Source organism: Nonomuraea guangzhouensis (assembly GCF_019396345.1).
In the GTDB taxonomy this organism is placed as follows: Bacteria; Actinomycetota; Actinomycetes; order Streptosporangiales; family Streptosporangiaceae; genus Nonomuraea; species Nonomuraea guangzhouensis.
Window position 1 is genome coordinate 239237 of the sequence record NZ_JAHKRM010000013.1, and the last position, 25334, is coordinate 264570.

At 70.5% G+C, this 25334-nt stretch carries 27 protein-coding genes and 1 riboswitch; of the genes, 14 read left to right on the forward strand and 13 right to left on the reverse strand.

The features are described 5' to 3' along the window. Positions 1 to 23: 23 nt before the first annotated feature. The 4 genes from KME78_RS27400 to KME78_RS27415 all read right to left on the reverse strand — a co-directional run bounded on the left by KME78_RS27400 (position 24) and on the right by KME78_RS27415 (position 6285). A complete protein-coding gene (locus KME78_RS27400) occupies positions 24 to 2699 on the reverse strand; it encodes a helix-turn-helix transcriptional regulator (RefSeq protein WP_219532226.1) in 2676 nt (891 codons plus the stop codon). 239 nt (positions 2700 to 2938) lie between these two features. After that, positions 2939 to 3646 (reverse strand): response regulator transcription factor, encoded by a 708-nt coding sequence (locus KME78_RS27405; protein WP_219532227.1) that lies wholly within the window; start codon positions 3644 to 3646, stop codon positions 2939 to 2941. A gap of 180 nt (positions 3647 to 3826) precedes the next feature. Continuing rightward, positions 3827 to 5137: a TfuA-like protein gene (locus KME78_RS27410; RefSeq protein WP_219532228.1), complete on the reverse strand. Its 1311-nt coding sequence runs from the start codon at positions 5135 to 5137 to the stop codon at positions 3827 to 3829. Continuing rightward, on the reverse strand, positions 5134 to 6285 hold the full coding sequence (locus tag KME78_RS27415) for a YcaO-like family protein (protein ID WP_219532229.1): 1152 nt from the start codon (positions 6283 to 6285) through the stop codon (positions 5134 to 5136). The genes KME78_RS27410 and KME78_RS27415 overlap by 4 nt, the downstream gene beginning before the upstream one ends. Before the next feature lie 201 nt (positions 6286 to 6486). On the opposite strand from KME78_RS27415, the gene KME78_RS27420 reads away from it, so the two are divergent. After that, positions 6487 to 6783, forward strand: a complete 297-nt coding sequence (locus tag KME78_RS27420; protein WP_219532230.1) for a response regulator transcription factor — start codon at positions 6487 to 6489, stop codon at positions 6781 to 6783. A 290-nt stretch (positions 6784 to 7073) separates the two neighbouring features. Here KME78_RS27420 and KME78_RS64680 read toward each other — a convergent pair whose 3' ends face one another. Next, positions 7074 to 7676 carry a C40 family peptidase gene (locus KME78_RS64680; RefSeq protein ID WP_219532231.1) on the reverse strand — a complete coding sequence of 201 codons (603 nt, stop codon included), beginning with the start codon at positions 7674 to 7676 and terminating at the stop codon, positions 7074 to 7076. A gap of 3 nt (positions 7677 to 7679) precedes the next feature. Next, positions 7680 to 7816, reverse strand: a riboswitch (cyclic di-AMP (ydaO/yuaA leader). A 129-nt stretch (positions 7817 to 7945) separates the two neighbouring features. Between KME78_RS64680 and KME78_RS27430 the strand changes: the two genes are divergently transcribed. Beyond that, complete coding sequence (locus tag KME78_RS27430; RefSeq protein ID WP_246651930.1) at positions 7946 to 8731, forward strand: helix-turn-helix transcriptional regulator; 786 nt, start codon at positions 7946 to 7948, stop codon at positions 8729 to 8731. A 24-nt stretch (positions 8732 to 8755) separates the two neighbouring features. On the opposite strand, the gene KME78_RS27435 is transcribed toward KME78_RS27430, so the two are convergent. After that, positions 8756 to 9637, reverse strand: a complete 882-nt coding sequence (locus KME78_RS27435) for an EamA family transporter (protein WP_308127150.1) — start codon at positions 9635 to 9637, stop codon at positions 8756 to 8758. Positions 9638 to 9720: 83 nt separating this feature from the next. On the opposite strand from KME78_RS27435, the gene KME78_RS27440 reads away from it, so the two are divergent. Further along, positions 9721 to 10212 carry a MarR family winged helix-turn-helix transcriptional regulator gene (locus KME78_RS27440; protein ID WP_308127151.1) on the forward strand — a complete coding sequence of 164 codons (492 nt, stop codon included), beginning with the start codon at positions 9721 to 9723 and terminating at the stop codon, positions 10210 to 10212. Position 10213: 1 nt separating this feature from the next. Here the strand turns inward: KME78_RS27440 and KME78_RS27445 are convergent, their stop codons facing one another. Beyond that, positions 10214 to 10999, reverse strand: a complete 786-nt coding sequence (locus tag KME78_RS27445) for a maleylpyruvate isomerase family mycothiol-dependent enzyme (RefSeq protein WP_219532234.1) — start codon at positions 10997 to 10999, stop codon at positions 10214 to 10216. A 61-nt stretch (positions 11000 to 11060) separates the two neighbouring features. Between KME78_RS27445 and KME78_RS27450 the strand changes: the two genes are divergently transcribed. Then, positions 11061 to 12473, forward strand: a complete 1413-nt coding sequence (locus tag KME78_RS27450; RefSeq protein WP_219532235.1) for an MFS transporter — start codon at positions 11061 to 11063, stop codon at positions 12471 to 12473. On the opposite strand, the gene KME78_RS27455 is transcribed toward KME78_RS27450, so the two are convergent. Next, positions 12415 to 12909, reverse strand: coding sequence for a pyridoxamine 5'-phosphate oxidase family protein (locus KME78_RS27455; protein WP_219532236.1), 495 nt, complete (start codon positions 12907 to 12909; stop codon positions 12415 to 12417). The genes KME78_RS27450 and KME78_RS27455 overlap by 59 nt on opposite strands. 96 nt (positions 12910 to 13005) lie before the next feature. Here KME78_RS27455 and KME78_RS27460 point away from each other — a divergent pair, with 96 nt between their 5' ends. Next, positions 13006 to 14202, forward strand: a complete 1197-nt coding sequence (locus KME78_RS27460; protein WP_219532237.1) for an amidohydrolase — start codon at positions 13006 to 13008, stop codon at positions 14200 to 14202. An 81-nt stretch (positions 14203 to 14283) separates the two neighbouring features. Then, a complete protein-coding gene (locus tag KME78_RS27465) occupies positions 14284 to 15378 on the forward strand; it encodes a PrsW family intramembrane metalloprotease (RefSeq protein WP_219532238.1) in 1095 nt (364 codons plus the stop codon). Positions 15379 to 15400: 22 nt separating this feature from the next. On the opposite strand, the gene KME78_RS27470 is transcribed toward KME78_RS27465, so the two are convergent. Then, positions 15401 to 16252, reverse strand: a complete 852-nt coding sequence (locus tag KME78_RS27470; protein WP_219532239.1) for an alpha/beta fold hydrolase — start codon at positions 16250 to 16252, stop codon at positions 15401 to 15403. A 50-nt stretch (positions 16253 to 16302) separates the two neighbouring features. Between KME78_RS27470 and KME78_RS27475 the strand changes: the two genes are divergently transcribed. Next, entirely contained in the window at positions 16303 to 16854 is a 552-nt protein-coding gene (locus KME78_RS27475) for a CGNR zinc finger domain-containing protein (RefSeq protein WP_219532240.1), read from the forward strand. Here the strand turns inward: KME78_RS27475 and KME78_RS27480 are convergent. Beyond that, positions 16841 to 18193: an MFS transporter gene (locus tag KME78_RS27480; RefSeq protein ID WP_219532241.1), complete on the reverse strand. Its 1353-nt coding sequence runs from the start codon at positions 18191 to 18193 to the stop codon at positions 16841 to 16843. The genes KME78_RS27475 and KME78_RS27480 overlap by 14 nt on opposite strands. A 46-nt stretch (positions 18194 to 18239) precedes the next feature. Here KME78_RS27480 and KME78_RS27485 point away from each other — a divergent pair, with 46 nt between their 5' ends. Further along, complete coding sequence (locus tag KME78_RS27485; RefSeq protein WP_219532242.1) at positions 18240 to 18758, forward strand: winged helix-turn-helix transcriptional regulator; 519 nt, start codon at positions 18240 to 18242, stop codon at positions 18756 to 18758. A gap of 33 nt (positions 18759 to 18791) precedes the next feature. Further along, complete coding sequence (locus tag KME78_RS27490; protein WP_219532243.1) at positions 18792 to 19412, forward strand: pyridoxamine 5'-phosphate oxidase family protein; 621 nt, start codon at positions 18792 to 18794, stop codon at positions 19410 to 19412. A gap of 13 nt (positions 19413 to 19425) precedes the next feature. Here KME78_RS27490 and KME78_RS27495 read toward each other — a convergent pair whose 3' ends face one another. Further along, positions 19426 to 19602, reverse strand: a complete 177-nt coding sequence (locus KME78_RS27495) for a hypothetical protein (RefSeq protein ID WP_219532244.1) — start codon at positions 19600 to 19602, stop codon at positions 19426 to 19428. A 488-nt stretch (positions 19603 to 20090) separates the two neighbouring features. Here KME78_RS27495 and KME78_RS27500 point away from each other — a divergent pair, with 488 nt between their 5' ends. Further along, a complete protein-coding gene (locus tag KME78_RS27500; protein WP_219532245.1) occupies positions 20091 to 20435 on the forward strand; it encodes a hypothetical protein in 345 nt (114 codons plus the stop codon). A 388-nt stretch (positions 20436 to 20823) separates the two neighbouring features. On the opposite strand, the gene KME78_RS27505 is transcribed toward KME78_RS27500, so the two are convergent. Continuing rightward, positions 20824 to 21309, reverse strand: coding sequence for a hypothetical protein (locus KME78_RS27505; RefSeq protein WP_219532246.1), 486 nt, complete (start codon positions 21307 to 21309; stop codon positions 20824 to 20826). 80 nt (positions 21310 to 21389) lie between these two features. On the opposite strand from KME78_RS27505, the gene KME78_RS27510 reads away from it, so the two are divergent. The 4 genes from KME78_RS27510 to sthA all read left to right on the forward strand — a co-directional run bounded on the left by KME78_RS27510 (position 21390) and on the right by sthA (position 24380). Continuing rightward, positions 21390 to 22505: an MFS transporter gene (locus tag KME78_RS27510; protein WP_219532247.1), complete on the forward strand. Its 1116-nt coding sequence runs from the start codon at positions 21390 to 21392 to the stop codon at positions 22503 to 22505. Between the two features lie 68 nt (positions 22506 to 22573). Then, a complete protein-coding gene (locus KME78_RS27515; RefSeq protein WP_219532248.1) occupies positions 22574 to 22825 on the forward strand; it encodes a metallothionein in 252 nt (83 codons plus the stop codon). Between the two features lie 15 nt (positions 22826 to 22840). Further along, positions 22841 to 22975, forward strand: coding sequence for an FAD-dependent oxidoreductase (locus tag KME78_RS68080; RefSeq protein WP_219532249.1), 135 nt, complete (start codon positions 22841 to 22843; stop codon positions 22973 to 22975). Then, entirely contained in the window at positions 22968 to 24380 is a 1413-nt protein-coding gene (gene sthA, locus KME78_RS27525) for a Si-specific NAD(P)(+) transhydrogenase (RefSeq protein ID WP_219532250.1), read from the forward strand. Before KME78_RS68080 ends, sthA begins: the two co-directional genes overlap by 8 nt. 137 nt (positions 24381 to 24517) lie before the next feature. Here the strand turns inward: sthA and KME78_RS27530 are convergent, their stop codons facing one another. Continuing rightward, complete coding sequence (locus tag KME78_RS27530) at positions 24518 to 25306, reverse strand: DoxX family protein (RefSeq protein WP_219532251.1); 789 nt, start codon at positions 25304 to 25306, stop codon at positions 24518 to 24520. Positions 25307 to 25334: the final 28 nt, after the last annotated feature.

Consider the following 25334-nt stretch of genomic DNA (forward strand, 5'->3'; position numbering starts at 1 on the left):
CGATTACATGCCTGGTAAGGCGGCTAGTTGGGCCGCATCCGACAGGCATCGGCATGGGGCTCTTCGCCCTCCGGCTGGCCCAGCACCTGCGCGAGGGCGTCACGCCCGGACACCCCGAGCTTGGCGTACACCCGGCCCAGATGGTTGTTGACGGTTCGGAGCGAGAGACCGAGGCGCTCGGCGACGGCGCGTCCGGGCAATCCCGCCGCGGTCAGTTTCGCCACCTGCAGCTCTCGAGGAGTCAGCGACACCTCGCTCCCCGTCAGGTCCGTCAGGGGCGTGCGGGCGCCGTCGCACTCGGTCAGCAGCTCACGGGCGAACACGAGCGCGGCCTTGGCCGCCGTACGCCGGCGCGCCCCGGCATGCAGCCGGTGGGCTGTCGCGGCCGCCTCGGCGGCGGGCAGCAGATGGCCGAGGCGATGCAGCCTCTCGGCCGCCTCCCCGAGGAGGTGGGCGTCGTCCGTGGCGAGCGCGGTGGCCATCGTGGCGAAGGCCGTCGTCGCGGGTGCGGCGGTGTCCCTGGCGACCTGGTGCAGCCTGTCGCACGCCTCGTTCGCGGCGCCGAACCGCGCGGCGTCGAACAACGCCAGGGCCTCGAGCATCGGCGCTCCGGCCTTGCCCGCCGTCTTCGCGGCCCTGAGGGCGTGGCCGGCGGCGGTGGGGAGATCGAGCGCGGCGGCGGCGACCCAGGCACGGTCCCGCTCGATCCAGGCGTCGATGAGCGCACCCCGTGGTGGTGGGCAGCCGTCCATTCGGCTGAGCCACGCATCGGCCTGGACGGTGTCTCCTGCCATCGCGTGCGCGCCGGCCAGCTCGGCCAGGTAGACGCCCTGTAATCGCAGCGGGTCGTGCTCGCTGAGTAACACCACCGCCTCGCGCAGCGCCTGCTGTGCCGGCTTCACCCGTCCCTGAGCCTTGGCCACCAGGCCACACACGATCGCCCACATGCCGACCATGGGTGCCGCCAGCTGCGTCTCGACGGCCTCTCGATAGGCGATTTCCACGGACTTGGCCGCGGTGGTGAGAGCGCCTGCCAGCAGGAGCGCGAGGCATCTGGCGGCGCCGACCTGAGCCTGGATCCACGGCGAGGCGGTCCGGTGCGCGGAGGCGACCTCCAGGCCGGTGGCGCTCGCTCGTTCGACGAGGCGGATGTCTCCCATGAGACCCGCGGCGATCACAACCGCCGTGGCCGCCCGTGCCGCCGCCTCCGCCGGCAGCCGCGGTCCTGGCCGGGTGAGCAGTGCCGTGCCGATGGACAGAGCTCCCGCGACGTGTCCCTCGATCAGCATCGTCCAGGCTCGCACCGCTTCCGCCGCCCGTTCGCCGGTCGGATTCCCCTGAGTCGGTGCGGTTTCGTGCTGCCAATATTCGATCTTCTCCCTGAGAATCGCCCGCCGGTCGGCACGTTCTTCGTTGTCGCAGTCCGCTGGAGCCGGGAGTACGTCGGCCGCGTCGGCGAAGCGGCCCTGCAACGCCATCACCTCGGCCAGGGTCAGCTTCGCGTCCACCCCGCCATCGGCGGCACCGGAGGCGGTCGCCAGCCGTTCGGCGACCTCGAGCTCCAGCCGTTCGGCGGCGCGTTCCGCGGCGGCCAGCAGTTCCTGCCCGGAGGAGTCACGGCCCGCGGTGAGCCGGCACATGACGAGTTCGAGTGCGTCGTCCGCCCGACGGCGTGGTGATGCGGCAAGGGAGTCGGCCAGCCGTGCCCAGATCGCGTGCGCCTGGGCGCGTGGCATGCGCGCGCGGATGACCTCCCCGTACGCGGGTATCGTGAGTCGCGTCTGGCGTCGCGCTCCAGAGGGCTCGACCGTCACCAGCCCCTGCCGTTCGGCCCGCACCACGGCGGAGTGCCCGGTGAGGTCCTCGAGCACGGGCTGGCCGAGCGGCTCCTTACAGGCGAGCACCTCGAGTACGCCCAGCACGGCCGGATCGTCGACCTGCATCTGCGCCTCGATCAGATCACCGAGCCGGCCGGTGATCCGCAGGTGACCGCCCAGGTGCCAGAGGCCGTCGAGCCGCAGCAGCGTGGATCCCTCCAACGCGGACTGTGCGAGCTCGCGCAGCACGAGCGGGTTGCCGGCGGACAGGCGACGGAACGTGTGTCGCGTGACGGCGTCCAGCGGAGCGCCCAGGCCGCGTTCGAGCAGCGTGTCCATCTCGCTGTCGCTCAGCGGCCGCAGCTCGACGCGGTGTGCCACCCCTTCCTTCCACAACGCCGTCATCACGTCGGGCGCCGTCTGCCCCTGCCGTACCGTGAGCAGCACGAAGGTCCTTGTGTGTACGGCGAGCTGATAGACGAGCGCGGCCGAGGCGTTGTCGAGCAGATGGGTGTCGTCCACGACGAACACGGGCCGCTTCCCGGTGGGCGCGCTGAACCGTTCCACGATCTGGCCGAAGAGGTGCCCCGTGACGGAGCCCGCGGCGTCGTGTGGGGGCGCGAGGTGCAGCAATGAGCCCAAGGGGATCGCCCCGGCGGCACGGGTCCCGGTCGCCCAGGCCGTCGGGTGGCCCGCCGCGGCGAGCCGCGTGACCGCCTCCTTGGCCAGGCGCGTCCTGCCCACACCCGGTGTTCCCACGATCATCACCCCGCCGACGTCGGCCTGCGTCGCCGCGTCCAGGACCGTGCGCAGCGCCGCGGCGCGCCCGACGAGTGGCCATAAGTTTCCGGGGCGTGCGTCGTGCGAATGGCGCTCTGCCATGTCGTCCCTTCCGGATGTCGTCACACTGCGACGTCGTGCCCTGACCGGAGATGAGCCGAGCGGCGATCCTCTAGCCGCGTCCCTCCACCTGAAACTCAGGCAGGTCCTTGATCTTCTCCATGTGAAGGGTTCTCCCCTTTGACGCCCTTCAAACAGGCGTTGCCGGAAGGTGACGTGGCGGCGTCCAACCGCGCCGACGGCGATCGCGGAGCAGGAGTTCCAGGGGAATTCGAGGTCGGCTACCCGTGTTCGTGCCAGCGGTGCGCCGAGCCGACGGTGATGAATCCGGATTCGTACGCGATGCCGACCGCGTGCGCCCGGTTCACCGCCGACAGCTTGGTGAGGATGCGTGCCAGGTGCGAACGCACCGTCCCGGTGCCGATGCCGAGCTTGTCGGCGATGCCGGCGTTCGACAGGCCGGCCGCGACGAGATCCAGCACCTCGGCCTCGCGGCGGGTGAGTTCCGCGAGCCGGTGATCGACCCCGGTGGTCACCGCGGCGATGCGATCACGTAGCCGCGTGATCATCGAGCAGGAGATGAAGGTGTGCCCGGCGGCGACCAGCCGGATCGCGGGCACGATCTCCTCGAACAGCGATGCCCGGTGCACGAAACCGCCCGCGCCCCCGAGTAACGCGCGCCCGAGCAGCTCCTCGTCCAGCGCTTCGGAGACCACCACCACGCGCATCCGGTTCCGCGACTGCGCCGCGACGACACGGGTGAATTCCACGCCGTCCGCCTGCCGCAGCGCCGCGTTCACGACCGCCACCCTCGGCCGATGCCGGATGACCAGATCGCCCAGCCGGTCGGCGGCGCCCGCCTCGCCCACCACGTAGATGCCATTGCCCATGTGGAGCACGCTCCTGAGCCTGGCGCGCACCACCCGATCCGGCTCGCCCACGACGACCCGCAGAGCGGGCATGGCCTCGCCCGAGGGGGTGGACTCCATCGGTTGTGCCACCTGACCACCCGAGTTTGAGCGCGGTTGCTCTTCCGGCACACTATGCGCGTCCGCCCTGCGGACAGCCAGAGCAGCAGGGTTACTCAAGCCGGCCACCCGTATGTGAGAGGTACCTATGACTGCCTGTAGCCGCGGTTGTCGGAGCGGCAACCGCGGAAGTCGCGCTCATCACCCCTCGGCCGTCCGCACCTCCAGTGCGAAGAACCTGCTGACGGTCTGTCCCAGATCCGTCATGCTGAGGAACCCGCGCCGCGCCAGCTCGACCTCCGCTGACGTTCCGGGCCCGTTCCAGCGTCGGGAGAAGATCCTTCCGCAGGTCGCCGGTGCCGGGACGACCAGCCGGCCGCGAGTCTGTTCCGCGGTCTCATCGGCACGGGCGACGAGATCGGACCACTCGGACCAGCGGCTCGATTCCCGGATCCGCGCAAGGACGATCGGCCGCCAATCCTCCGACTGCCAGACCGGCCACACCCGCACCATGATCAATCGGAGTTGCTCGGCGGCGGGCAGGGTGTCCCGCTCGGTCTCGGAGAGCCACGATGCGAGGCTGGGCGACAAACCGGCATGATCATCGACTCCGAGCCTGGCCCGCGTGTACGCCTCCAGCCCCAGGCCCCGCGCGCCGGCGAAGTCCGTCAGGAGGCCGGTCAGCACCTGCTCGTGCAGCTCCGGGTAGTCCTCGCCGAACAGCCGCGCCGCGTCGAGGACATCGAGATCGGACATCCACCGGCCCGGCGCGTACTCCCGCATCGACCGCCAGGCCAGCGCCTCGTAGTGGGTGATCCCCGTCAGGGCCGCGTCGGCCGCCCACGCGCTGGGCGCCTCGGCTCGGTGCCTGCCGACGGCGCTCAGGGCCGCCACCGCGTCCAGCCGCTTCAGATCCCACTCACCCGTCCCGATCATCCGCTCGAGCGTGCTCAGCGCGTCGCCGGACTCCGGGCCCAGGGCCTCTTCCAGCTCGGGCCAGGTCCGGTGGACGAAGGGCCTGGACTTCGCCGTCTCGACGATCCGCTCACCCGCCGCCGCCGGAACGAGGCCGGTCCTGGCTCCCTCCTGGCAGCCGTAGCGGATGTTGACCATGGCCACCGTACCGGTGGGGTATCCCCGTTCCGCGGGCCCGTGCAGGACCGCCACCTCGTCGTCCCCGTCGACCTCGCCGCTCGCGTACATGCGGAAGACGGACCCGACCCCACGCATCCCGTACGGGCTCAGCTCAGCCGCCCGCAACGCCCCCATGCTCGCCGCGCCGATGACGTTCACGCCTTCGTTGAGCAGCCAGAGAATCTCCTTGTGGCCCACGGACAGCCGCTCCCGGTCGTACCCGTCGATGATGACGGCGGTGTCCTCCCGGCCCCACTCCTCCCTGAGAAGATCGCCCCGGGCCACGGGCGGCCGCGTCCGCGCCTCCGGAAGCACGGCGCGGACCTCGTCATGAGAGATCGTCGGCCCGGCGTAGACGACTGTCTTCTGGCGGCTCACCGGAACACCTCCGGGGTGACGCGGCTTCCCGGCGCCACCACTCTGACCACGGGGACGCCGATCTCGTCCCTCGTCAGATCGATGACGACAGGGGCGGCGGAGAACGCGAGCGCGGCCCGCTCGACCACGTCCTCCAGATCATCGACCAGGCTCTGGTGAGCCGTCAGTCTCGGGATCGCCTCGCCGGTGTCCGCCGTGGGCGCGGGCCGACGCCTCATGCCCAGGTCGTGGAGGTCGTCTCTCGCGCCTGAGATGTAGCCGAGCCTGGCCTGCGCGGCCTCGGTGACGGCACGGGCGAGCGCTGTCTCCGCGCCGAGGTGGCAGCCGAATCCCATGAACGCCGGTGGATGGTCGTCACAGGAGATCCGGGCCAGGAAGCACGGCAACCCGGTGGGCGACGGCACGGACCTGACCTCGAGACAGACCCGGGCCCGCGCCATCGTCTCGCACAACTCGTCGACGACCGGCGACCCCAGGGTCCCCGGGTCGACGAGGATCCCCTTGTCGCCGGCGGCCATCGCCGTGGTCACGGCGTCCCTCTCGATCACCTCGTACAGCGCGTGCAGTACGGCCTCGGCCGCCGTGTTCCCGCTGGCCAGGCCGTTCGTCGACTCGAAGAACACCGGCGGGTTCCAGCCGGTCTTCCGTACGAGGGAGAATCCCACCGAATCCTTGGGAACCAGCGTCTTCGAGCCGTCGGTCAGCGACCGGCCGGCGAGCCAGTCCAGCGGCAGCCCGTCGTGCAGCACGGTCGGCGGGGAGAGCGGGAGGTCGCGGACGTCATAGCCCAGGTGCCCGATGACGTCGCGAGGAGGTGCCGTCGTCACCGGCGTCATGGGCTGCTCGGCATGCCAGAGCTCAACGGCCTCCATCATCGCGGACAGCCTCGCCAGCTCGGCGGTGACTCCTTTCCCCTGAGACACGGCGAGCGTCCGGGCAGTCGGCCGGATGGCCTGAAATGTTGGGATGCCGATGGTGTCCAGCCGGGTGATGTCCGCGACCCTGGTGATCCCGACCATCCGGGCCGCCCGGTCGGCCATCTCCCGCGTGGCCGCCGGGTGGTGAGCTCTGTCCGTGCCCGGCAACCGGACCTTGGACCGGTCGGACTCCGAGAGCAGCCACGACAGAGAGGAGTTGTCTGTCCGCATCGGCACCACCCTTCACCTCGACCCGCTCCACCGAACGTGCAGGCGGCGGTTTCCGCTGGTGCTGGAGATGTGTTGCTGGTCGAGTATGGACCGGCGATCAGCAGGCGACACAACCCCACGAACGTGGGCTGGACGGGGACGTTATGCCGAACGACAGAGGGCGCGTTGTGCGATCACCCCGAGTCTGATCATCATCGGCACATGGGTCGAGTGAACGCCAAGCCACGTGATCCGTACACGCTGCGGATGCCCACCGGCAGTCCGGGCGTGACGAGTGATCGCGACACGTGGCTGATCGTCCTGCTGGCCAGGGGATATACGACAACGAGAATCGCCCGCGAGATGAACCTCAGCAGATACACGGTGGCGGAGCGGATCAGCAAGCTCCTCGACCGATTCGCCTGCAGCAACCGGAGCCAGCTCGTCGCGTACTCCTACGCCCACAAGCTCCTGGACGTCGGCATCTGGCCCCCTGGCGCCACCGACACTGCCGGCTGAACTCCGGCTGTCTTGGTGGCTTTAGAACATGCCGTGTGGCACGTCCCGCGGTTCGGGGACCGGCTGCTGTGGAGATCGCTTAGCCATTTCCATGATCAAACAGCCTGTCGCTTGTCGAGTCGCCGTTTTGCTCTCCACGAGTCCTTTTGCCGCCTCGACCAGCGGTTTGGCGCGCAAGCGACGCGGGGGTGGCAAGAGGACTCCGGGCCCGAGGGATCAGGTGATAGTGCATCACCACGAGATCGCCTCAGCTCCGCGACGTGACGGCTTCTGTCACTGAGCCGTGGGCGCTACCGGACGGGAATCTCTACCGGAATCCGCAGGGCCCCCGCCGTTGGCCGCAGGCCGACGGTGAACATCGGGGGCGCGGGGGTCTTGTGTTGTTTGATGGAGAGCCGCACGCCCTTGGGGTCTGGCCGTACGGCGCCCGCGAACGAGTCCCTGCGCCAGTCGGAGAGCTTCTCCTCCTTGACCACGTCTCCGGTGTGCGGTGCGTGCACCATGTATCCGGGCCTCGAGATCATCCCTACGTGCCCGAGTCCGTGGAAGAAGACCAGGTCACCTGGCTTGAGGTGGTCCCAGGAGATCTTCTTGGAGAACGCGCTGTACTGTTCCGTCGTTGTGCGCGGCAACTCGATCCCGGCGTGTTCGTACGCCCTGAGCATGAGCCCGGAGCAGTCGTAGCCGCTGTCGCTGGTCCCGCCCCAGACGTACGGGATACCGCGCTTCTTCATGGCGAAGTCAAGGGCGATCTTCCAGGCGGGAGTGGTCTGGCGGTTCTGCTGGCTGAGCTTGCTCTCGGTGCCGGTAGGAGCGGTGGGGCCGGCGTGGGCCGGAGCGGCCAGAGTGAGCCCGGCGATGGCAGCCGCCAGGCAGATGGCGAGGGGAGCCACTGCTGTGTCCTTCCATACGGCCTACCGGGTTAGCTGACGGGCTCGGGCCTGGAAGTGGCCCTACGGCGATGCCGATTCGCCCCAGAGGGAACTTGGGTCCCCGGCTCCACGCAGGTGAGTGGACTAGGCGGGACGAACGCTAACAAAGCGGTCAAAGGCTTGTAAATAGTTTAAAATCGGGCATTGGCCATACGCCGCCCCCCACTGGCATTACAAGGCAGGTAATCGACACCACCCCGTCAGACCAGGTAGAACCAGCCACTATGCAGATGGACCAGCCGATAGGGGAGTTGTTGCGGGACTGGCGGTACCGGCGCGGGCTCACGCAGCTCGATCTTGCCCTTCAGGCCGACGTGTCCGCGCGCCACGTCAGCTTCGTCGAGACCGGGCGGACGATCCCCAGCCGGTCCATGGTGTTGCGCCTGGCCGAGCAGCTCGATGTGCCGCTCCGCGCGCGCAACCGGCTGCTGCTCGCGGCCGGGTACGCGCCCATCTACCCCGAGCGCCCGCTTGACGATTCCGGCCTGGGCAAGGCATATGAGGCGCTCCAGCGGATCCTGCGCGGGCACGAGCCGTATCCGGCGCTGGCCCTGGACCGCCACTGGAACCTCTTGCTGGCCAACAACGCCATGAACGTCTTCCTCGACGACGTGGACCCGGCCCTCCTGGAGCCGCCGGTGAACATGATGCGGCTGGGGCTGCATCCGGACGGGTTCGCGCCGCGGGTGCGGAACCTGGCGCAGGTCCGCGCGTTCTTGCTGCCGCGCCTGGCCAGGCAGGTCGCCGGTACGGGCGACCCGGAGCTGAGCGCCCTCTACGAGGAGGTGCTGGCCTATGGAGACGCCTTTGGGGACCACGGCGAGGCGCCGGTGCCCGACCCCGCCGACATCGCGTTGCCCGTCCGGATCACGTACCGGGGGCACGAGCTCTGCTTCTTCAGTACGATCACGACGTTCGGCGCGGCGTTCGACATCACGCTCGAAGGGGTGGCCGTCGAGGCGTACTTTCCCGCCGACGAAGCGACCACGCGGCTGCTCGGGGATCTTCGCCGCTGATACCGCTGGCTGCCGGACAGGGGATCAGCACTGGTCGGCGGGGATCAGGCGGTCGGGGAGCGGGCGCGGCCGCTTGGCCGGGCGGCGGCGCTGGGTCTGGGCCGTGATGAGGGCCGCCACGACGACGAGCCCGCCCACGATCTGGGCCACGCTGAGCGACTGACCGAGGGCGAGCCAGCCCAGCGTGGTGGCGACCAGCGGACTGAGCAGGCCGAGGAAGGTGACATGCGTGGGGGACAGGGCACGGATGCCGCGGAACCACAGGGCATAGGCGATCGCCGAGCCGATGATGGCGAGGTAGGCGTACCCGGTCAGGTTCGCCGAGGTCAGCGTCGCGGGCGGCGGCCCCTCGACGAGGAGCGCCACCGGGAGCAGCAGCAGGCCGCCGGCCACCAGTTGCCAGCCGGTGGTCGCGAGCAGGGGCGCGGGTGAGGTCCACCGCTTGCTGAGCACCACACCGGTGGCCATGACGACCGCGCCCCCGGCGGCCGCGGCGACGCCGATGGCGTCCAGCCGGGCGTCGGCCCGCAGGACCAGCAGGCTGACCCCGGCCACACCCGCCACGGCGGCGATCGCCGTACGCGCGGAAAAACGCTCGCCGAGCAGACCGGCGGACAGGCCGGCGACCAGCAGCGGCTGCACCGCGCCGATGGTCGCGGCGACCCCGCCGGGCAGCCGGTAGGCGCCGACGAAGAGCAACGCGAAGAACACCCCGATGTTGAGCGCGCCGAGCACGAGGGCGCGCCACCACCACACCCCCTTCGGCAGCCGCCGGGTGAGCGCGACGAGCAGCAGTCCGGCGGGGAGGGCGCGGACGACGGCCGCCAGCAGCGGGCGGCCGGGTGGCAGCAGTTCGGTGGTGACGAGGTAGGTGGTCCCCCAGATGGCCGGGGCCAGTGCCGTCACAAGGATCAGGGCAAGTCGATTTCTTAGCACTAAGACAATGTATCTCATCGCTAAGGTATTTGTCTCACCGCTAAGATGAATGGGTGGCAGATCATGTTGACCGCGTGCTGGAGCAGTGGGCCGAGCAGCGCCCTGACGTCGAGGTGTCGCCGATGGCGGTGATCGGGCGGCTGTCCCGCCTGTCGCGGCTGATCGGTGTGGAGCTGGGCCGTACGTTCAGCGCCCACGGGCTCGACTCGGCCTCGTTCGACGTGCTCGCCACGCTGCGACGCAATGGACGGTCATTGACCCCGGCCGAGCTCATGAAGTCGGCCATGGTCACCTCGGGGGCCATCACCCAGCGCCTCGACCGCCTCCAGGCCCGCGGCCTGGTGTCCCGCACGCCCAGCGAGAAGGACGGGCGCGTCGTGCACGTCGCCCTCACCGACGAAGGGCGGGAGCTGATCGACCGGGTGCTGCCCGACCACGTCGAAACCGAGCGCCGGCTGCTCGCCGCGCTCTCCGAGAACCGGCAGGCCGCCCTGGCCCACGAACTCCGCGAGCTCCTGGAGTCGCTGGGCGACACCGTCCAATAGGTCAGACAGGTGGGACGAGGGTGAAATAACGGTCGAGCACGGCCCGGTCGCCGCGCACGTCCAGTCGCTCGGCCGGGACACGCTGCCAGAGGAACAGCATGAGGTCCGACGCGCTCCCGGCCACCTCGACGTCGCGGCCGTCCTCCTCCGCCTGGGTGACCGCCACGGTCGGCCCATCGAAGCGGACCGTCCACCGCCCAGGCCCGTCGGTCTGCCGGAAGCCGTACGACTCTCCCGCTCCGGGGGGCGCCGCGGTCCAGGCCCGCCGGGCCGGGGCCATCACCTCGAACGTCTGCCCCACCGCGTCGGCCGCCAGCTCGGCGTCCATCGGCCCGGCGGTCCCCGCCATGCTCTCGGCGTCCCAGCGGTGGACGGCCGCCTCGATGGTCTGCATGCGCACCCAGAACCTGACGCTCTGCTCGCCCGACCACGTCCACACCGGCACGTCCGGATCGGTGGTGGCGAACAGGGACTCCAGCTTGGCGGCCCCCTCCGCGAACCAGTCGAGCAGACCGGGCGGCAGCGGCCCGGTCGCTGGCGCGTGCGCCGGATCCGGCCAGCCGGCCGGGTCGGGTGGCAGATCGAGGAAGGACAGGTCCGACGGGTCCGGCTGCTCGGTGAGACGGTCGCCGATCACCCACGCGAGGTAGCGGTGCACACCGCCCAGATGCATGACGAGATCGGGCACGCCCCAGCCCGGGCAGGACGGCACCAGACCGGATCCCGCGGCACGGACCGCCGCCTCGAACGCGCGGATCTCGCGGCTGAAGTGGGGGAGATGATCCATGCCCTCAACTCTGCCAGCCCCGCTCGGCCGCCGCCGGTTCTGAGGGCCTAGCCTGGTCAGAATGAGATTCGGCGGGACGCTGGCGGTGCTTCTGTCGGCGTGGTTCATGGCCCAGTTCGACTTCTTCGTGGTCAACGTGGCGGCCCCGTCGTTCGAGCGTGAGCTGCACGCGAGCCCCGCGGCGCTGGAGCTCATCGTGGGCGGCTACGCCTTCACCTACGCCGCGGGCATGATCACCGGCGGGCGGCTCGGCGACCGGTACGGCTACCGGCGGATGTTCATCGGCGGCGTGATCGCGTTCACGATCGCGTCCCTGCTCTGCGGGATCGCGCTGAACCCGGCCCAGCTCGTGGCCGCCCGGCTGCTGCAGGGGCTGGCCGGCGCGGCGATGGTGCCACAGGTGCTCGCCATGATCTCCGCGGTCTTCCCGCCGGACGAGCGGCGCCGCGCCGTGGGCTGGTACGGCGCGACCGGCGGACTCGGCTCGATCGCCGGGCAGGTGCTGGGCGGGCTGCTGCTGTCGGCCGACCTGTTCGGACTCGGCTGGCGGGTGATCTTCCTGATCAACCTGCCCGTCGGTCTGGTCGTGGTCCCGCTGGCCGCCTGGCTGCTGCCCAGGGTCGAGCCGGCCAGGCGGTCGCGGCTGGACCTGCTCGGCGCCGCCGGGCTGGCGATCGGCCTGGCGCTGATCCTGGTGCCGCTGGGCCTCGGCAACAGCGCGGGCTGGCCCGCCTGGACGTGGATCTGCATGGGCGCGAGTGTGCCCGTCCTCGTTCTGACGGGTCGCTGGCAGTACGTGCTCGGCAGGCGTGGCGGGCAGCCGGTGCTGGACCTGGCCCTGCTGAAGGTGCACTCCTATCTGGCGGGCGTCGGCGCGATCACCGCGTTCATGGCGTACTTCGCGTCGTTCATGTTCACGCTCACGCTGCTGCTCCAGGGCGGGCTGCGGCTCACCGCGTTCCAGGCCGGGCTGGCGTTCGCGCCGATGGGCGTGCTGTTCACGATCACCTCGCTGCTGGGCACCCGCCTGGTCAGGAGGTACGGCCTGAAGGTTGTCATGATCGGCGGAGCCGTGACCGCGTCGGGCCTGACACTGCTGCTGTGCGCGGCGGCGGCCGGACTGCCGTGGATCATCGCCTCGCTCGTGCTCGTGGGCCTCGGCAACGGCCTGGTGATCCCGCAGCTCATCGGGGCGGCGCTGGTGGAGGTCGCGCCGCACCAGGCGGGCATCGGCTCGGGCTTCCTCAGTACGGCCCAGCAGTTCGGGGGCTCGGGCGGGGTCGCCGTGATCGGCGCGGTCTACTTCGCGGCCGCGGCGGGCGGCGACCACGTCGGCGCGATACGTTCGTCGGCCGCCATCGACCTGGCGCTCATCCTCGCCGTGGTCGCGGTGGTCGACTACAACAGACGGCGCGCTATCCGGCGGACGGAGCGGGCAGCGACGTCCCGTACAACCGGGACACCCGGAGCCTGATCACCAGCCGCTTGTCCGCGACGGCCTGGCCCAGGAACGCGGCCTCGGCGCCCGGGTCGGCGTAACCCCCCGACTGCATGGCCAGCAGTTCCCGGCCGACCTCGTCGCCGGGTTCGACGCTCACCGGGGACAACTCGGCCAGGCCCTCGGCCACGGCGTACGACCAGAAGTCGTCGCTGGCCACGTACAGTGCCGCACGTGGGTCCTTGTGCAACTGGCGCACCTTCGGCCGGCCGTCGACCGTCGCGACGCGGACCACCCGCTGGGCGGGGTCCCAGGCGTACACGACGGTGGACACGTGCGGGTGGCCGTTGCCGCCCCGCGTGGCCAGCGCGCCGAAGCGTTGGCGGCTGAGCAGGTGTGACAGGTCCTCGTCCGGCAGGCCGCTGGGCCCGAGCCCCGCGCCGGGACCGTAGACGGCCTGGTCCTCGGCCAATTCATTCTCCTTTGCCCTGTTGTCGGAACCTTACCGAAGGCAGCGAAGCGTCGTGTCCCCCCTATGCCGAAATATCATCCAATGTAGGTTGCTGACATGAATCTTGCGATCACCAGCGGATATGTCGTCCCGGTCGACGGCGATCCCATCGAGGGCGGCACCGTGCTGATCCAGGATGGGAAGATCGCCGCGGTCGGGCGCGATGTCGAGATACCCCAGGGAACCCCCGTCGTCGACGCGGCCGGCGGCTGGGTGCTGCCGGGCTTCGTCGAGGCCCACGGCCACCTGGGCGTGTACGAGGAGGCCGAGGGCTGGGCCGGCCAGGACACCAACGAGACGACCGACCCCAACGGGGCCCGCCTGCGTGCCCTCGACGCCATCAACCCCGCCGACCTGGGCTTCGCCGACGCGCTGTCCGGCGGCGTCACCACCGCGGTGATCAAGCCCGGATCCGCCAACCCCATCGGCGGGCAGACGGTGGCGGTCAAGTGCTGGGGCCGGACCGTCGACGAGATGCTGATCCGCGAGCCGGTGAGCGTGAAGAGCGCCCTCGGCGAGAACCCTAAGCGCGTCTACGGCGACCAGAAGAAGCTGCCGTCCACCCGCCAGGGCGTGGCGGCGGTGATCCGCGACGCGTTCATGAAGGCGCAGGACTACAAGGCCAGGCGGTCCGTCGCCTATGACGAGGGCAAGCCGTTCGATCGCGACGCCACGCAGGAGATCCTCGTCCGCGTGCTCGACGGCGAGCTGCCCTGGTGCCAGCACACGCACCGGGCCGACGACATCGCGACCGCGCTGCGGCTGGCGGACGAGTTCGGCTACCGGGTGGTGATCAACCATGGCACGGAGGGGCACCTGATCGCCGACGTGCTGGCCGAGCGCGGTGTCCCGGTCATCATCGGGCCGCTGTTCACCAGCCGTTCCAAGGTCGAGCTCCGGCACCGCTCGCTGCGCAATCCGGGCATCCTCGCGCGGGCCGGGGTCGAGCTGGCGATCACCACCGACCATCCCGTGGTGCCGATCCACTTCCTGGTCCACCAGGCGACGCTGGCGGTCAAGGAGGGGCTGGACCGGGACGTGGCGCTGCGGTCCATCACCGTCAACCCGGCCCACATCATGGGCCTGGACGACCGCGTGGGCGCGCTGCGTCCGGGGCTCGACGGCGATGTGGTGATCTGGTCCGGCGACCCGCTGGACGTCATGAGCCGGGCGCTGCGGGTCTTCGTCGACGGCCGCGAGGTGTACTCGTACGAGGGCGGGGTGGCCGACCCCTACTACCGGGAAGCGCGTTGATCATGGCCGTTAAGTAATCGTCAAGCGTCTGTCGACGGGTCCGCTCCATAGTGGGACTCCCGTCCGAAAAGAGGTATGGCGATGACCGTACGGACCCGGCCTCCCTCGCTGCCGCGGCGACCCAGCAAGGCGCTCCTGATCGGCCTGGTGATCTCGAGCGTCCTCGCGGTGCTCGTGCTGGCCGGCCTGCTGCTGAAGGGCGGTCCGCTCGGTTTCGGCCTGTCCATGCTGCTGGCGGTGGCGCCCCTGCCCCTGCTGCTCGCGGCGGTCCTCTCGCTCGACCGGCTGGAGCCCGAGCCCCGGCTGCACCTGAGCTTCGCGTTCGCGTGGGGCGCCGGCGTGGCGATCGTGCTGGGCGTCGCACTGACCATCGCCGGCCAGGCCATGTTCGCCAGGGCCGGCTATGGCACGCGGACCGTCGAGGAGGTGGGGACGGTCTACCTGGCCCCGGTGATCGAGGAGGCGCTCAAGGGTTCGGCGCTGCTGCTGCTCCTGATCAGAAGGCGGGAGATCGACGGGCTCACCGACGGCATCGTGTACGGCTCCATGGCCGGGCTGGGCTTCGCGGTCGTGGAGAACGTCGGCTACTACCTGAGCGCGTTCACCGAGGACGGCGTGGGCGGGGCCATGCAACTGTTCGTGATCAGAGGGCTGATCGACCCGCTCGGCCACCCCGTGTACACCGCGATGACCGGGCTCGGCGTCGCGTACGCGCTCACCCGCCGCGGCCCCGCGAGGTTCGCCGCCATCCCGCTCGGCTACTTCGGCGCGGTCCTCCTGCACGGGCTCTGGAACGGCGCCGCCTCGCTCCGGTCGATCGGCTGGCTGGCTCTGGCCTACCTGGTGATCATGGCGGCGCTCGTCGGGCTCGTTCTGGTGACCGTACGCGAGCGCAGGCACCTGCTGGCCAAGGTGGGCGGCTACCTGCCCGCCTACCAGGCCACCGGGCACGTCACCCCGCCGGACATCACCATGCTGAGCACGCTGTCCGGCCGCCGGGCCGCGCGCAAGTGGGCCAAGGGCGTGGGGCTCGGGCGGGCGATGGGCGACTACCAGCAGGCGGCGACCGAGCTGACCATGCTGCACCTGCGGGCCGAACGGGAAGGCGCGGACCCGGCCTTCGCCGCCGAACGCGACGCCCTCCTCGACGTCATGGCCCAGGCCCGGCGCTGGTAGGTCAGCTCCGTCACCACCCGGGTCAGGCGGGCGTGAGGAAGTCGCGCAGGTGTGACAGGACGAGGTCAGGGCGTTCCTCGGCCAGGAAGTGGCCGCAGTCCGGGATCTCCGCGCCCCGCACGTCACGGGCGTACTCGCGCCAGATGTCGAGCACCGGCACCCGGCTCGGCAGCCCCGCCGACCCCCACAGGGCCAGTACCGGCATCTCCAGGCGCTTGCCCGCGTCCCAGTCGGCGTCGTCGTGGGCGGCGTCGTGCGGGAAGGAGGCCCGGTAGTCGTCGAACCCGGCCCGCAGCGCTCCGGGCTGGGAGAAGGCCCGTACGTACTCGTCCACCTCCAGCTCCGCCCGCCGTACCGTCCATTTCTCGAAGAAGTAACCCAGATAGGCCGCCACGTTCGCCCCCGCGAGCAGCTCCGGCAGGTCGGGCTGCAGGTGGAACGTCCAGTGCCAGGTGCCCAGGGCCATCCCCGACCGCATGTCGAAGCGGCGCCACATCTCCCTGGTGGGGATGATGTCCATGACGATCAGCCGCTCGACCTCGCCGGGGTGGTCCAGCGCGTAGCGGTGCGCGACCCGCGCGCCGCGGTCGTGGCCGGCCAGCGTCAACGTCGAGTGGCCGAGCGAGCGGGCCAGGGCGCGGATGTCGGCGGCCATGGTCCGCTTGTCGAAGCCGGTGGTGGGCTTGTCCGTCCGGCCGTATCCGCGCAGGTCGGGCGCGACCACCGTGTAGCGCTCGGCCAGTTCGGGCATGATCCGCCGCCAGCAGTGGCCGGTCTGGGGCCAGCCGTGCAGCAGGACGAGCAGCGGCCCGTCGCCTTCGATCAGGTAGTGCATCCGGAGCCCGTCGAGCTCGGCCATCCTTGATTCAGCCATTGCTAACTCCATGATGAGGTTACATGGTAACCGCATCATATAGTTAGGTCATGGACTGGGTGTGGGACGGGGGCCGGTCGAGTCTCGATCTGATCAACACGTACCGCGACAGGAAGACCGGCGGCCGGGAGATGCTCCGCGAGCCCGCCGATCTGGCCGCCTGGCTCGACGCGGCGGGCTACGCCGGCGCGCGGGCGGACGAGGCACTGCTGCGTCAGGCTCGCGACCTGCGGGACGCGATCAGCCGGTGCGTGGACGCCGTTCTCGCGGGGTCCGCCGGCGTGGATCCGGATGATCTGGAGGTGGTCAACGCCTGGGCCGCGCGGCGCCGGGCGCCGGTGGTGCGGCTCGCTCCCGACCTCTCCCTCGTACGCGTGGCGCCCCTCGATCCGGCGGGCGGGGCGCTGGCCGACATCGCGTACGACGCCGTGACGCTGCTCGGCGGCGACGACCGCCACCACATCCGGGTGTGCGCCAGCCCCACCTGCGGCCTGCGCTTCACCGACCGGTCCAACGCGGGCAAGCGTCAGTGGTGCTCCATGCGCCGATGCGGCAACCGCGAGAAGGTCCGCCTCCACCGCACCCGCCTCAAGGACGGGTGATGAGGGCGGCCACGGCCGTGGCTCCTGCCAGCGCCATGCACGCCGCCACCGCGATCACCACCCCCTGCTGCGCCCCGAACCCCCCGATGACCCCCGCCACCCCGGCCGCCCCCAGCGAACTGCCCACATAGCGGGCGGTGTTGTTGGCCCCCGACCCCATGCTGACCCGATGGGACGGCACGCTCTCGATCGCGAGGTGCGTGATCGAGGAGTTGATCAGCCCGGCCCCGGCCCCGCTCACTGCCAGCCCGCCGACCACGAGCGCGGGCGCGAACGTCCCGCCCAGACCCAGCAGCCCGCCGAAGCCCAGCGCGGTCAGCGCCAGCCCGAGCGCCAGCCGGGCGGCCGTGGCCAGCCGCAGCCGCCGGGACAGCAGCGCGGTCACGAACGACATCCCGGACCACAGCATGAACAGCAGCGCGGTAGCGAGCGGCGTCAGACCGTGCGCCGTCTGCAGCACGGTCGGCAGGTAACTCATCAGCCCGACCACCGCCGCCCCGACCACCAGCGCCCCACCCGTCGCCACCAGGAACACCGGCCGCCGGAACAGCTCCAGGTCGATCAGCGGCTCCGCCCGCCTCCGCTCCACCAGCACGAAGGCCGCCACCAGCACCACCGCCGCCGCGAACGCCACCAGCACCACCGGCCGCGACCAGCCGAGACGGCCCTCGGTCACGCCCGCGAGCAGCGCGACGACGCCCAGACTGAGCAGCACCACGCCGGGCACGTCGAACCGCCGGGGCACGGCCGAGCGCGACTCCTCCAGCGTGCGCGCCGACACCACGGCCAGGGCCAGCGCGCACGCCGCCATCAGCCAGTACGCCGCCCGCCAGCCGGTCACCTCCGCCAGCACCCCGGACAGCAGCGGCCCCACGGCGGTGCCCAGCCCGATCATCGCGCCGTACCGACCGGTGGCCCGCACCCGCTCGATCCCCGAGGGAAAGGCATGGCCCACGATGCCGAGGCTCGCCGCCAGCATCGCCGCGCTCGCGCCGCCCTGCACCAGCCGGGCCGCCACGAACACCACGACCACCGGGCTCAACGCGGCCACCACACTGGCGAGCGCGAGCACGGCCGTGCCCGCCACCAGCACCCGCTTGCGGCCGTAGTCGTCGGCCAGCCCGCCGGAGACCAGCAGCAGTGCCGACAGGCCGAGCGCGATCGAGCCCAGGATCCACACCGGCCCGGTCGGGCCCGCGCCCAGCTCCCGTGCGGTCTGGGGCAGCGTGACCATCGGCACCGTGTAGTTCGTCAGCACGAGCAGGGGCGCCGACGACGCCACGGCGAGCGTTCGGCCGGCGGGCACCAGCACCCGAGTCGGTTCAGTGATTGAACTCATGTCGGGCAAGCTACCATGGTTCAATGAATGAACTGAAGGGGGTGGCATGGCGCTAGGCAAGAACTACGACGCTCAGGACTGCTCGCTGGCCAAGGCCCTGGAGGTGATCGGCGAGCGCTGGACGCTGCTCGTCGTACGCGACGCGATGTACGGCGTACGGCGTTACGGCGACTTCCTCGCCCACCTCGACATCCCCCGGGCGGTGCTCTCGCAGCGGCTGGCCGCGCTCGTCGAGGCGGGGGTCCTCGACAAGCGCCGCTACCGGGACGCGCCGCCGCGCGACGAGTACGTCCTGACCCCGATGGGCCATGAGCTCTGGCTACCGGTCCTGGCCCTGGCCGAGTGGGGCGAGCGGCATCTGACCAGCACCGGACCGCGCCGCGTCTTCCACCACCTGGCCTGCGGCACCCGCATCGACGGCGCCGCCCGCTGTGCCACCTGCGGCGTGCAGGTCCCGATCGGGGAGGCGGAGGTACGGCCGGGTCCGGGGCTGGAAGGCACCAGGGATGATCCGGTCAGTGAGGCATTGCGGACCCCTCATCGGATGCTCAACCCGATTCCCTGACAGAATTACGCGTAACCCCCGAGAGGAGACGGCATGAGCTGGGTGGAGATCGGCTCGGAGACGGAACTACGCGAACTACTGGGTGAAGTAATGCCGCGAGCGGCTACCAAGGACCGGCCGCGGTTGCACGAGCGCGACCGGGAATGGCTGGCGAACTCGCCGTTCTGCCTGATCGCCACCTCCGACGCCGACGGCAACTGCGACGTCTCGCCCAAGGGCGACCCGGCCGGCTTCACGTACGTCATCGACGACACCACGATCGCCATCCCCGACCGGCCGGGCAACCGCCGGGCGGACGGCTTCCGCAATATCCTGAAAAATCCGCACGTGGGGTTGATCTACCTGATCCCCGGCCGCAACGAGACCCTCAGGCTCAACGGCCGCGCCCGGCTGATCCGCGAGGCGCCGTTCTTCGACGACATGATCGTCAAGGGCCACCGCCCGCAGCTGGCGCTCGTCGTGGAGATCGAACAGATCTTCTTCCACTGCGCCAAGGCCTTCCTGCGTTCCGGGCTCTGGAAGCCCGACCGCTGGGCCGAGGACTCGCTGCCGTCGCACGCGACCCTGGTCAAGGACGTGCAGAAGGTCGAGGAGACTCTCGAGCAACTCGAGAACTACTACGGCGAGACCTACGCCAAGAAGCTCTACGGCTGACCTGCTCGGCCGATCACGCGGCGGGGGTGGGGCCTCCGGGGAACCGGATCACGTTACGGCCGCTGTAGGCTCGGAGATCGACGACCTTGGGGTCGTGATCGTGCACGACGGGCCTGCGGCGGTCTCCCGACCGGATATCGCGGATCTTGTGCCGGGCGACGTGTGGCGGCACCACCACTAGTCTCTTCATCGTGAGCCCCCCGTGACGTTCTTGTTACCTATGTTATCTACAGGTACCCCGGTAAGTTCGATGTAAGTATCGTTTCAGTAAGGTAGCCGACGGCCCGATGGGGTACGCAGGTCCAGGCCCGTGTTCCGGTCCTGTCGCCGCTTGGCCGCCTTGACGATCCGTACGCGTCTCATGATCTGCCCCCTCTCGTGCGCTTGTCCCTGTACTGTGCGCGCCACCGCTTGACAGTGGCTTGGCGGGGAGTTGCAACCGCCATGCGCCACAACCTAACCGGAGGACGTCCGGTCGTTCCATGCATTTCTACCGGGGGAGCGGCCTCCCTTGGTGGAAGGTGCTCAGACCTGCGCCAGGCAGTCGAGTGCTTGCGGTTCGCCGGGGACGACCTGCACCGGCCGTCGCGACCCCGGCCGTCGCGATCACGGCCTGCGACCGCGCTGACCGCGATCCTCGACGTGGGTGTCTTCCCTCCGTGACCTCAAGCCCGACACGTGCTGCTCGGCCCCGGCGGCCCGCGAGTGATCGACTTCGGCGTCGCCCGTATGCTCGACATGTCGCTGACCAAGACCGGCGAGGTCGCGAGCCGACGGCAACAGGCGAGCGGACACATCGCGCAGTGGGACGTGAGCAGGCCCACGCCGCAGCGGTCCGCATGCCTCGGGGAGGTCGGCGGGCTCGGCTTCTCCCCTGGCGGCGGGTTGCCGGCCACGTACACCACGGCCGGCCTGCTCCAGCTCTGGGACGTGGCGGCCAGGCGGCGGCTCTGCGGCGCGTTCAACCTGCACGACACCGACGTGGGCAACGTCGGGTTCGGCGCCTACGACGGCGCGCTGTAAACAGAGGGCGACGGGACCGTCTTCGAGGCCCCCCGGGCGAGTGGCCGCCGCCGTGTGCCGGCGTGCCGGACGCACGCTGTCCGTCGCGGAGCGGGACGCCGCTTCAAGGACGTTTCGTATCCCGACGTCTGCCTGCAGCAGCCGCCCGACCCGCCTGCGCATACTCCGGTCGATCGGCCTGCCTGGCCTGCCCGCGCGGGGGCTCCGGTCGGCCCACCCGCGCGGGGGCTTCGCTCGGTCGGCCCACCTGGCCCGTCCGGTCGGCTTGCTCGACTTGCCCAGCCTGTCCGGTCGGCCTGCCTGGCCCGCCCGCGCGGCCTGCCCGGCCAGTCCAGCTGGCCTGCCCGGCCTGTCCTCGCGCGTGCACCGGGCGGGTGGGCGGGGTGGGTCAGCCGGCGCAGTTGCCCCAGGAGTTGCGGCCGCCGCTGGCCTCGACGCGGCCGCTGGGGTCGCGGGTCCAGCCCCAGAATTTCACGCACTTCCAGCTGCCGTTGACGTGCCCGGTCTCGGCGTAGAAGCGATACTTCTGTACGTCCTCCGACCGGCCGCCGCCCCGCACCACGATGCCGGCGCCCGTGGTGGTCTTGGTGCCGAGGTAGGCCGTCTTGATCGCGGCCACGCAGTTCTTGCCGGAGCGCTTGCTGTACATCAGGTACACGTGCCCGAACACCGCGCCCTCGCGCGTCCGCATCTCCCGGTGACCGTCCCTGACCCTGCGGAAGCCGGGTCCGCAGACGCGCTCCGGCGTGTAGGGCGCGGCCGTCACCGACGAGGCGGCGGGAGTTGCGATGGTGGGGGTGGCTGTCGCGGCGGTGGGGGTGGCGGCGATCCCGGCGGCGGCCAAGCCGGCCGCGATGGCCGTTCGCGTGAGCACAAGCATTCCTTCGATTGTGGATATTAAGGACATTAAAGATCTTTACTGTGCATAACCGTAATGCATGACAAGGGGGGCTGGTGGGGGAACGCGGCATACCGTTGATCGCGGTCAGCGCGGCTTGGGGCGGGTTCTGGGGCTCGTGGTCGGCGCTGCTGCCGGCGATCAAGGAGCAGCTCGGCGCGTCCCCCGCCGAGCTGGGGCTGGCGCTGAGCGCGGTGCCGGTGGGGGCGATTCCGGCGATGGCGGTGGCCGGGCGGCTGGCCGGGGGCAGGGAACGTACGGCGTTGATCGCCGTCACCGTGGCCTTCGCGCTGAGCGTCGTGGCCATCGCGCCCGTCGGCTCGCCGACGGCGCTCGGGCTGACGCTGCTCCTGGTCGGCATGACCAGCGGCGCGCTCGACGTCGCGCTGAACATGGCCACCGGGCGGGCCGAGCGGGAGCACGGGCGCAGGCTGTTCCAGCAGGTGCACGCCGCCTTTCCCCTCGCCGTGATAGTCGCGGCACCCGCCACCGGGCTGGCCCGCTCACTCGGCCTGGGCACCGGCACGGTGCTGGTGGTGGCCGCGGTCCTCGTGCTGGCCTCGGCGGCGTCACTGCCGGCCCTGCGCCTGGGCCGGGGCCTGCCCGCCACCGGGGGAGCGGGCGGCAGGCGGCGCTGGGCGGTCGCGATCGTGCTCGGCGCGCTGGCCGCGTGCGCGCTGATCATCGAGAACTCGATCGAACAGTGGTCGGTGCTGCTCCTCGAAGACCACCGGAGGGCCTCGGCACTGGTGTCGAGCGCGGCCCCGGCCGTCTACATGGCGGCGCTCACGGTGGGCCGGATCGCCGCGCAGGCGCTGCCCCGGTTCACGCTGCGGGCGTTCTACCTGGTGGGCGGGGTGGGCGGACTCGCGGGGATGGCGCTGGCGGGGCTCGGCGGCTCGGTTCTCGCGTCGATGGTGGGGTTCGCGCTGACCGGGCTCGCGCTCGGGCCGCTGGTGCCGGCCGTGCTCAGCCGCGCTGCGGCCGACGACGCGGGCGGGGTGCTGGTGTCCACGGTCTCCGCGATCTCCTACACGGGCTTCGTCATCAGCCCGCTGCTCGTGGCCGCCCTGACAAGCCGGCTCGGCCTGCCGGGCGCGCTGGCCGCCATGGGGCTCCTGGCCGTACCTCTGGTGGTCCGCTATCTCGCGGAACGGCCCTCACCAGACTGAGCCGGATTTTCATCGGAAATAGCCGTCCCATGAGACAACGAGGACCGGCATCCGGGTATCCCCGGGCCATGGCCGTCTGTGAAACGTGTGGCAACGATTACGACATGTCCTTCGAGGTGCACGCCCAGGGCGCGGTGCACACGTTCGACTCTTTCCAGTGCGCCATCCAGTCCATGGCGCCCATCTGCGAGCACTGCGGGACCAAGGTGATCGGGCACGGTGTCCAGTCGGGCGAGCACTGGTACTGCTGTGCCCACTGCGCCCGCCAAGAGGGCAATCAGGGAATCGTCGATCGTGTCATGGCGGGGATGTCCGGATAGGTGGACACTTGATGTGTGGCCGATTTTGACGTTCTCGTCGTAGGTTCAGGACCCGGCGGGCAGAAGGCGGCCATCGCGGCCGCACAGCCCGGCGACCGGGTCGCCGTCCTCGCGCGCCCTCATCTGATGGGCGGCGGCACTCATGTATGACTTCGATGTTCTCGTACTCGGAAGCGGTCCCGGCGGGCAGAAGGCGGCGATCGCCGCGGCGAAGCTCGGCCGGCGGGTCGCGGTCGTGGAGAAGACCCACATGCTCGGCGGCGTGTGCATCAACACCGGGACGATCCCCTCCAAGACGCTGCGCGAGGCGGTCCTCTATCTCACGGGCCTCAACCAGCGGGAGCTGTACGGGGCGAGCTACCGGGTGAAGGAAGAGATCACGGTCGCCGACCTCGGCATGCGTACCCAGCACGTGATCGGCCGCGAGATCCAGGTGATCCGCAGCCAGCTCGGCCGTAACCACGTGACGGTCCTGCAGGGAACCGGGCGCTTCCTCGACCCGCACACCGTCGGGGTCGCCAGTGACGAGGAGAAGGAGGAGAAGAAGGTCACGGCCGAGAAGATCGTGATCGCCACGGGCACCTCTCCGGCCCGTCCGTCCACGGTCGAGTTCGACGACAGGACGGTCATCGACTCCGACGCGATCCTGCACCTCGACCAGGTGCCCGAGACGCTCGTCGTCGTCGGAGCGGGGGTCATCGGCATCGAGTATGCCTCGATGTTCGCGGCGCTGGGCACCAAGGTCACCGTGGTCGAGCGGCGTGACCGGATGCTGGAGTTCTGTGATCTGGAGATCGTGGAGGCGCTGAAGTACCACCTGCGGGACCTCGCCGTCACCTTCAGGTTCGGGGAGAACGTCGCCGCGGTCGAGCGGCGTCCCCGCGGGGCGCTGACCGTGCTGGAGAGCGGGAAGAAGATCCCCGCCGACTGCGTCATGTACTCGGCCGGACGCCAGGGAAAGACGAATGAGCTGTGCCTGGAAGCGGCCGGGCTCGCCGCCGACGACCGCGGCCGGATAACGGTGGACGAGAACTACGCCACGACCGTCCCGCACATCTACGCCGTCGGCGACGTGATCGGCTTCCCCGCGCTGGCCGCCACCTCGATGGAGCAGGGCCGGCTGGCCGCGCAGCACGCCTGCGGCGAACCGGTCGGGGAGATGGAGGGACTGCCGCCGATCGGCATCTACACCATCCCGGAGATCAGCTTCGTCGGTAAGTCCGAGGACGACCTGACCCGGGACAAGATCCCCTTCGAGGTGGGCATCTCGCGTTACCGCGAACTGGCCCGGGGGCAGATCATCGGCGACTCGTACGGGATGCTCAAGCTCCTCGTCTCCTCCGAGGACCGGCGGCTGCTCGGCGTCCACGTGTTCGGCACGGGCGCCACCGAGCTCGTCCACATCGGGCAGACCGTGATGGGCTGTGGCGGTACGGTCGACTACCTGGTCAACGCCGTGTTCAACTATCCGACGCTCGCCGAGTCCTACAAGGTCGCCGCCCTGGACGCGATGAACAAGATGCGGGTGATCGCCCGCCTGACAGCGGAGCTGTGACGCGGTGACCGCCGCCCCGCGATCCCGGCGGTGGCGGGGCGGTGGTCACCCGGTAAGGACCACCTGGCAGGGACCACTCCGCGGGGACCAAGGGACCACCCCGCAGGGAGCACCCCGCAGGGACCACCCGTCGGGGATCACTCGTCGGGGGTCGTGCGGCGGCCGCGGGCGGGCGGCTTCTTGCGTCCGGCCACCAGCGTGTCGCCCGGTGCGGCCGAAGGGACGGGCTCGTCCGCCGGTTCGGTCCCCGACCGGCGCGGCCGGGGATGCGGGGCCGTGTCCTCCAGCCCAGGCCCGTCCGACTCGCCCTCGGACGAGCCGGAGCGTGAGCCCGATGACCGGCCTCCTGACGGCTTGCCACTCGAAGAACCGCCCGACCCGCTTGAAGAACCCGAAGAACCAGAACTCGCGGAGCCCGAAGACCCGCCCTTGGCCCGGGCAGGCGCGCGGAACGCCGGGGAGTCGGGGTCGCGCAGCGCCGCGATGACCTCGTCGGCCTCCGTCTCGGCGGCGAACTCGTTGGCCGCCGCCGACTCCCTGCGGCGGATCACCACCAGGTGGTCCACCGATATCCGCCCGGCCCCCACCACGGCCAGCAGCAGCGCGGCCACGCCCAGCAGGACCAGCTCGTTCGTGCTGATCGGATTGAGCGGCGGCGCGATCAGGAAGACGGCCAAAGCCTCGGCGAAGAGGATCAGCCCCATCACCGACACGATCAGCCCGGCGATCAATAACGCCCCGCCGATCAGCTCGGTCAGCATGGTGACCGTGGCCCAGGCGCGTGGCGCGGGCGCGCCCTGCGCGAGGAACTTCGCCCCCGTGGCGTTCAGGCCGTCCTCGAGCTTGGTCCAGCCGTTCGCGAAGAAGATGCCGCCCACACCGAGGCGGGCGACCAGCGAAGCAAGATCACGAAAGGCCTGTTTCACGGTTGTTGTCTGCCCTAATCGGGACATC

Excerpts from the sequence above, each read along its gene's own strand:
- KME78_RS27400 (WP_219532226.1), bottom strand. The coding sequence starts at position 2,699 with ATGGCAGAGCGCCATTCGCACGACGCACGCCCCGGAAACTTATGGCCA.
- KME78_RS27485 (WP_219532242.1), top strand. The coding sequence starts at position 18,240 with ATGGCGCTAGGCAAGAACTACGACGCTCAGGACTGCTCGCTGGCCAAG.
- KME78_RS27495 (WP_219532244.1), bottom strand. The coding sequence starts at position 19,602 with ATGAAGAGACTAGTGGTGGTGCCGCCACACGTCGCCCGGCACAAGATC.
- KME78_RS27405 (WP_219532227.1), bottom strand. The coding sequence starts at position 3,646 with ATGGAGTCCACCCCCTCGGGCGAGGCCATGCCCGCTCTGCGGGTCGTC.
- KME78_RS27480 (WP_219532241.1), bottom strand. The coding sequence starts at position 18,193 with ATGAGTTCAATCACTGAACCGACTCGGGTGCTGGTGCCCGCCGGCCGA.
- KME78_RS27475 (WP_219532240.1), top strand. The coding sequence starts at position 16,303 with ATGGACTGGGTGTGGGACGGGGGCCGGTCGAGTCTCGATCTGATCAAC.
- KME78_RS27450 (WP_219532235.1), top strand. The coding sequence starts at position 11,061 with ATGAGATTCGGCGGGACGCTGGCGGTGCTTCTGTCGGCGTGGTTCATG.
- KME78_RS27445 (WP_219532234.1), bottom strand. The coding sequence starts at position 10,999 with ATGGATCATCTCCCCCACTTCAGCCGCGAGATCCGCGCGTTCGAGGCG.
- sthA (WP_219532250.1), top strand. The coding sequence starts at position 22,968 with ATGTATGACTTCGATGTTCTCGTACTCGGAAGCGGTCCCGGCGGGCAG.
- KME78_RS27420 (WP_219532230.1), top strand. The coding sequence starts at position 6,487 with ATGGGTCGAGTGAACGCCAAGCCACGTGATCCGTACACGCTGCGGATG.
- KME78_RS27470 (WP_219532239.1), bottom strand. The coding sequence starts at position 16,252 with ATGGCTGAATCAAGGATGGCCGAGCTCGACGGGCTCCGGATGCACTAC.
- KME78_RS27460 (WP_219532237.1), top strand. The coding sequence starts at position 13,006 with ATGAATCTTGCGATCACCAGCGGATATGTCGTCCCGGTCGACGGCGAT.
- KME78_RS27430 (WP_246651930.1), top strand. The coding sequence starts at position 7,946 with ATGGACCAGCCGATAGGGGAGTTGTTGCGGGACTGGCGGTACCGGCGC.
- KME78_RS27515 (WP_219532248.1), top strand. The coding sequence starts at position 22,574 with ATGGCCGTCTGTGAAACGTGTGGCAACGATTACGACATGTCCTTCGAG.
- KME78_RS27490 (WP_219532243.1), top strand. The coding sequence starts at position 18,792 with ATGAGCTGGGTGGAGATCGGCTCGGAGACGGAACTACGCGAACTACTG.
- KME78_RS27415 (WP_219532229.1), bottom strand. The coding sequence starts at position 6,285 with ATGCGGACAGACAACTCCTCTCTGTCGTGGCTGCTCTCGGAGTCCGAC.
- KME78_RS27465 (WP_219532238.1), top strand. The coding sequence starts at position 14,284 with ATGACCGTACGGACCCGGCCTCCCTCGCTGCCGCGGCGACCCAGCAAG.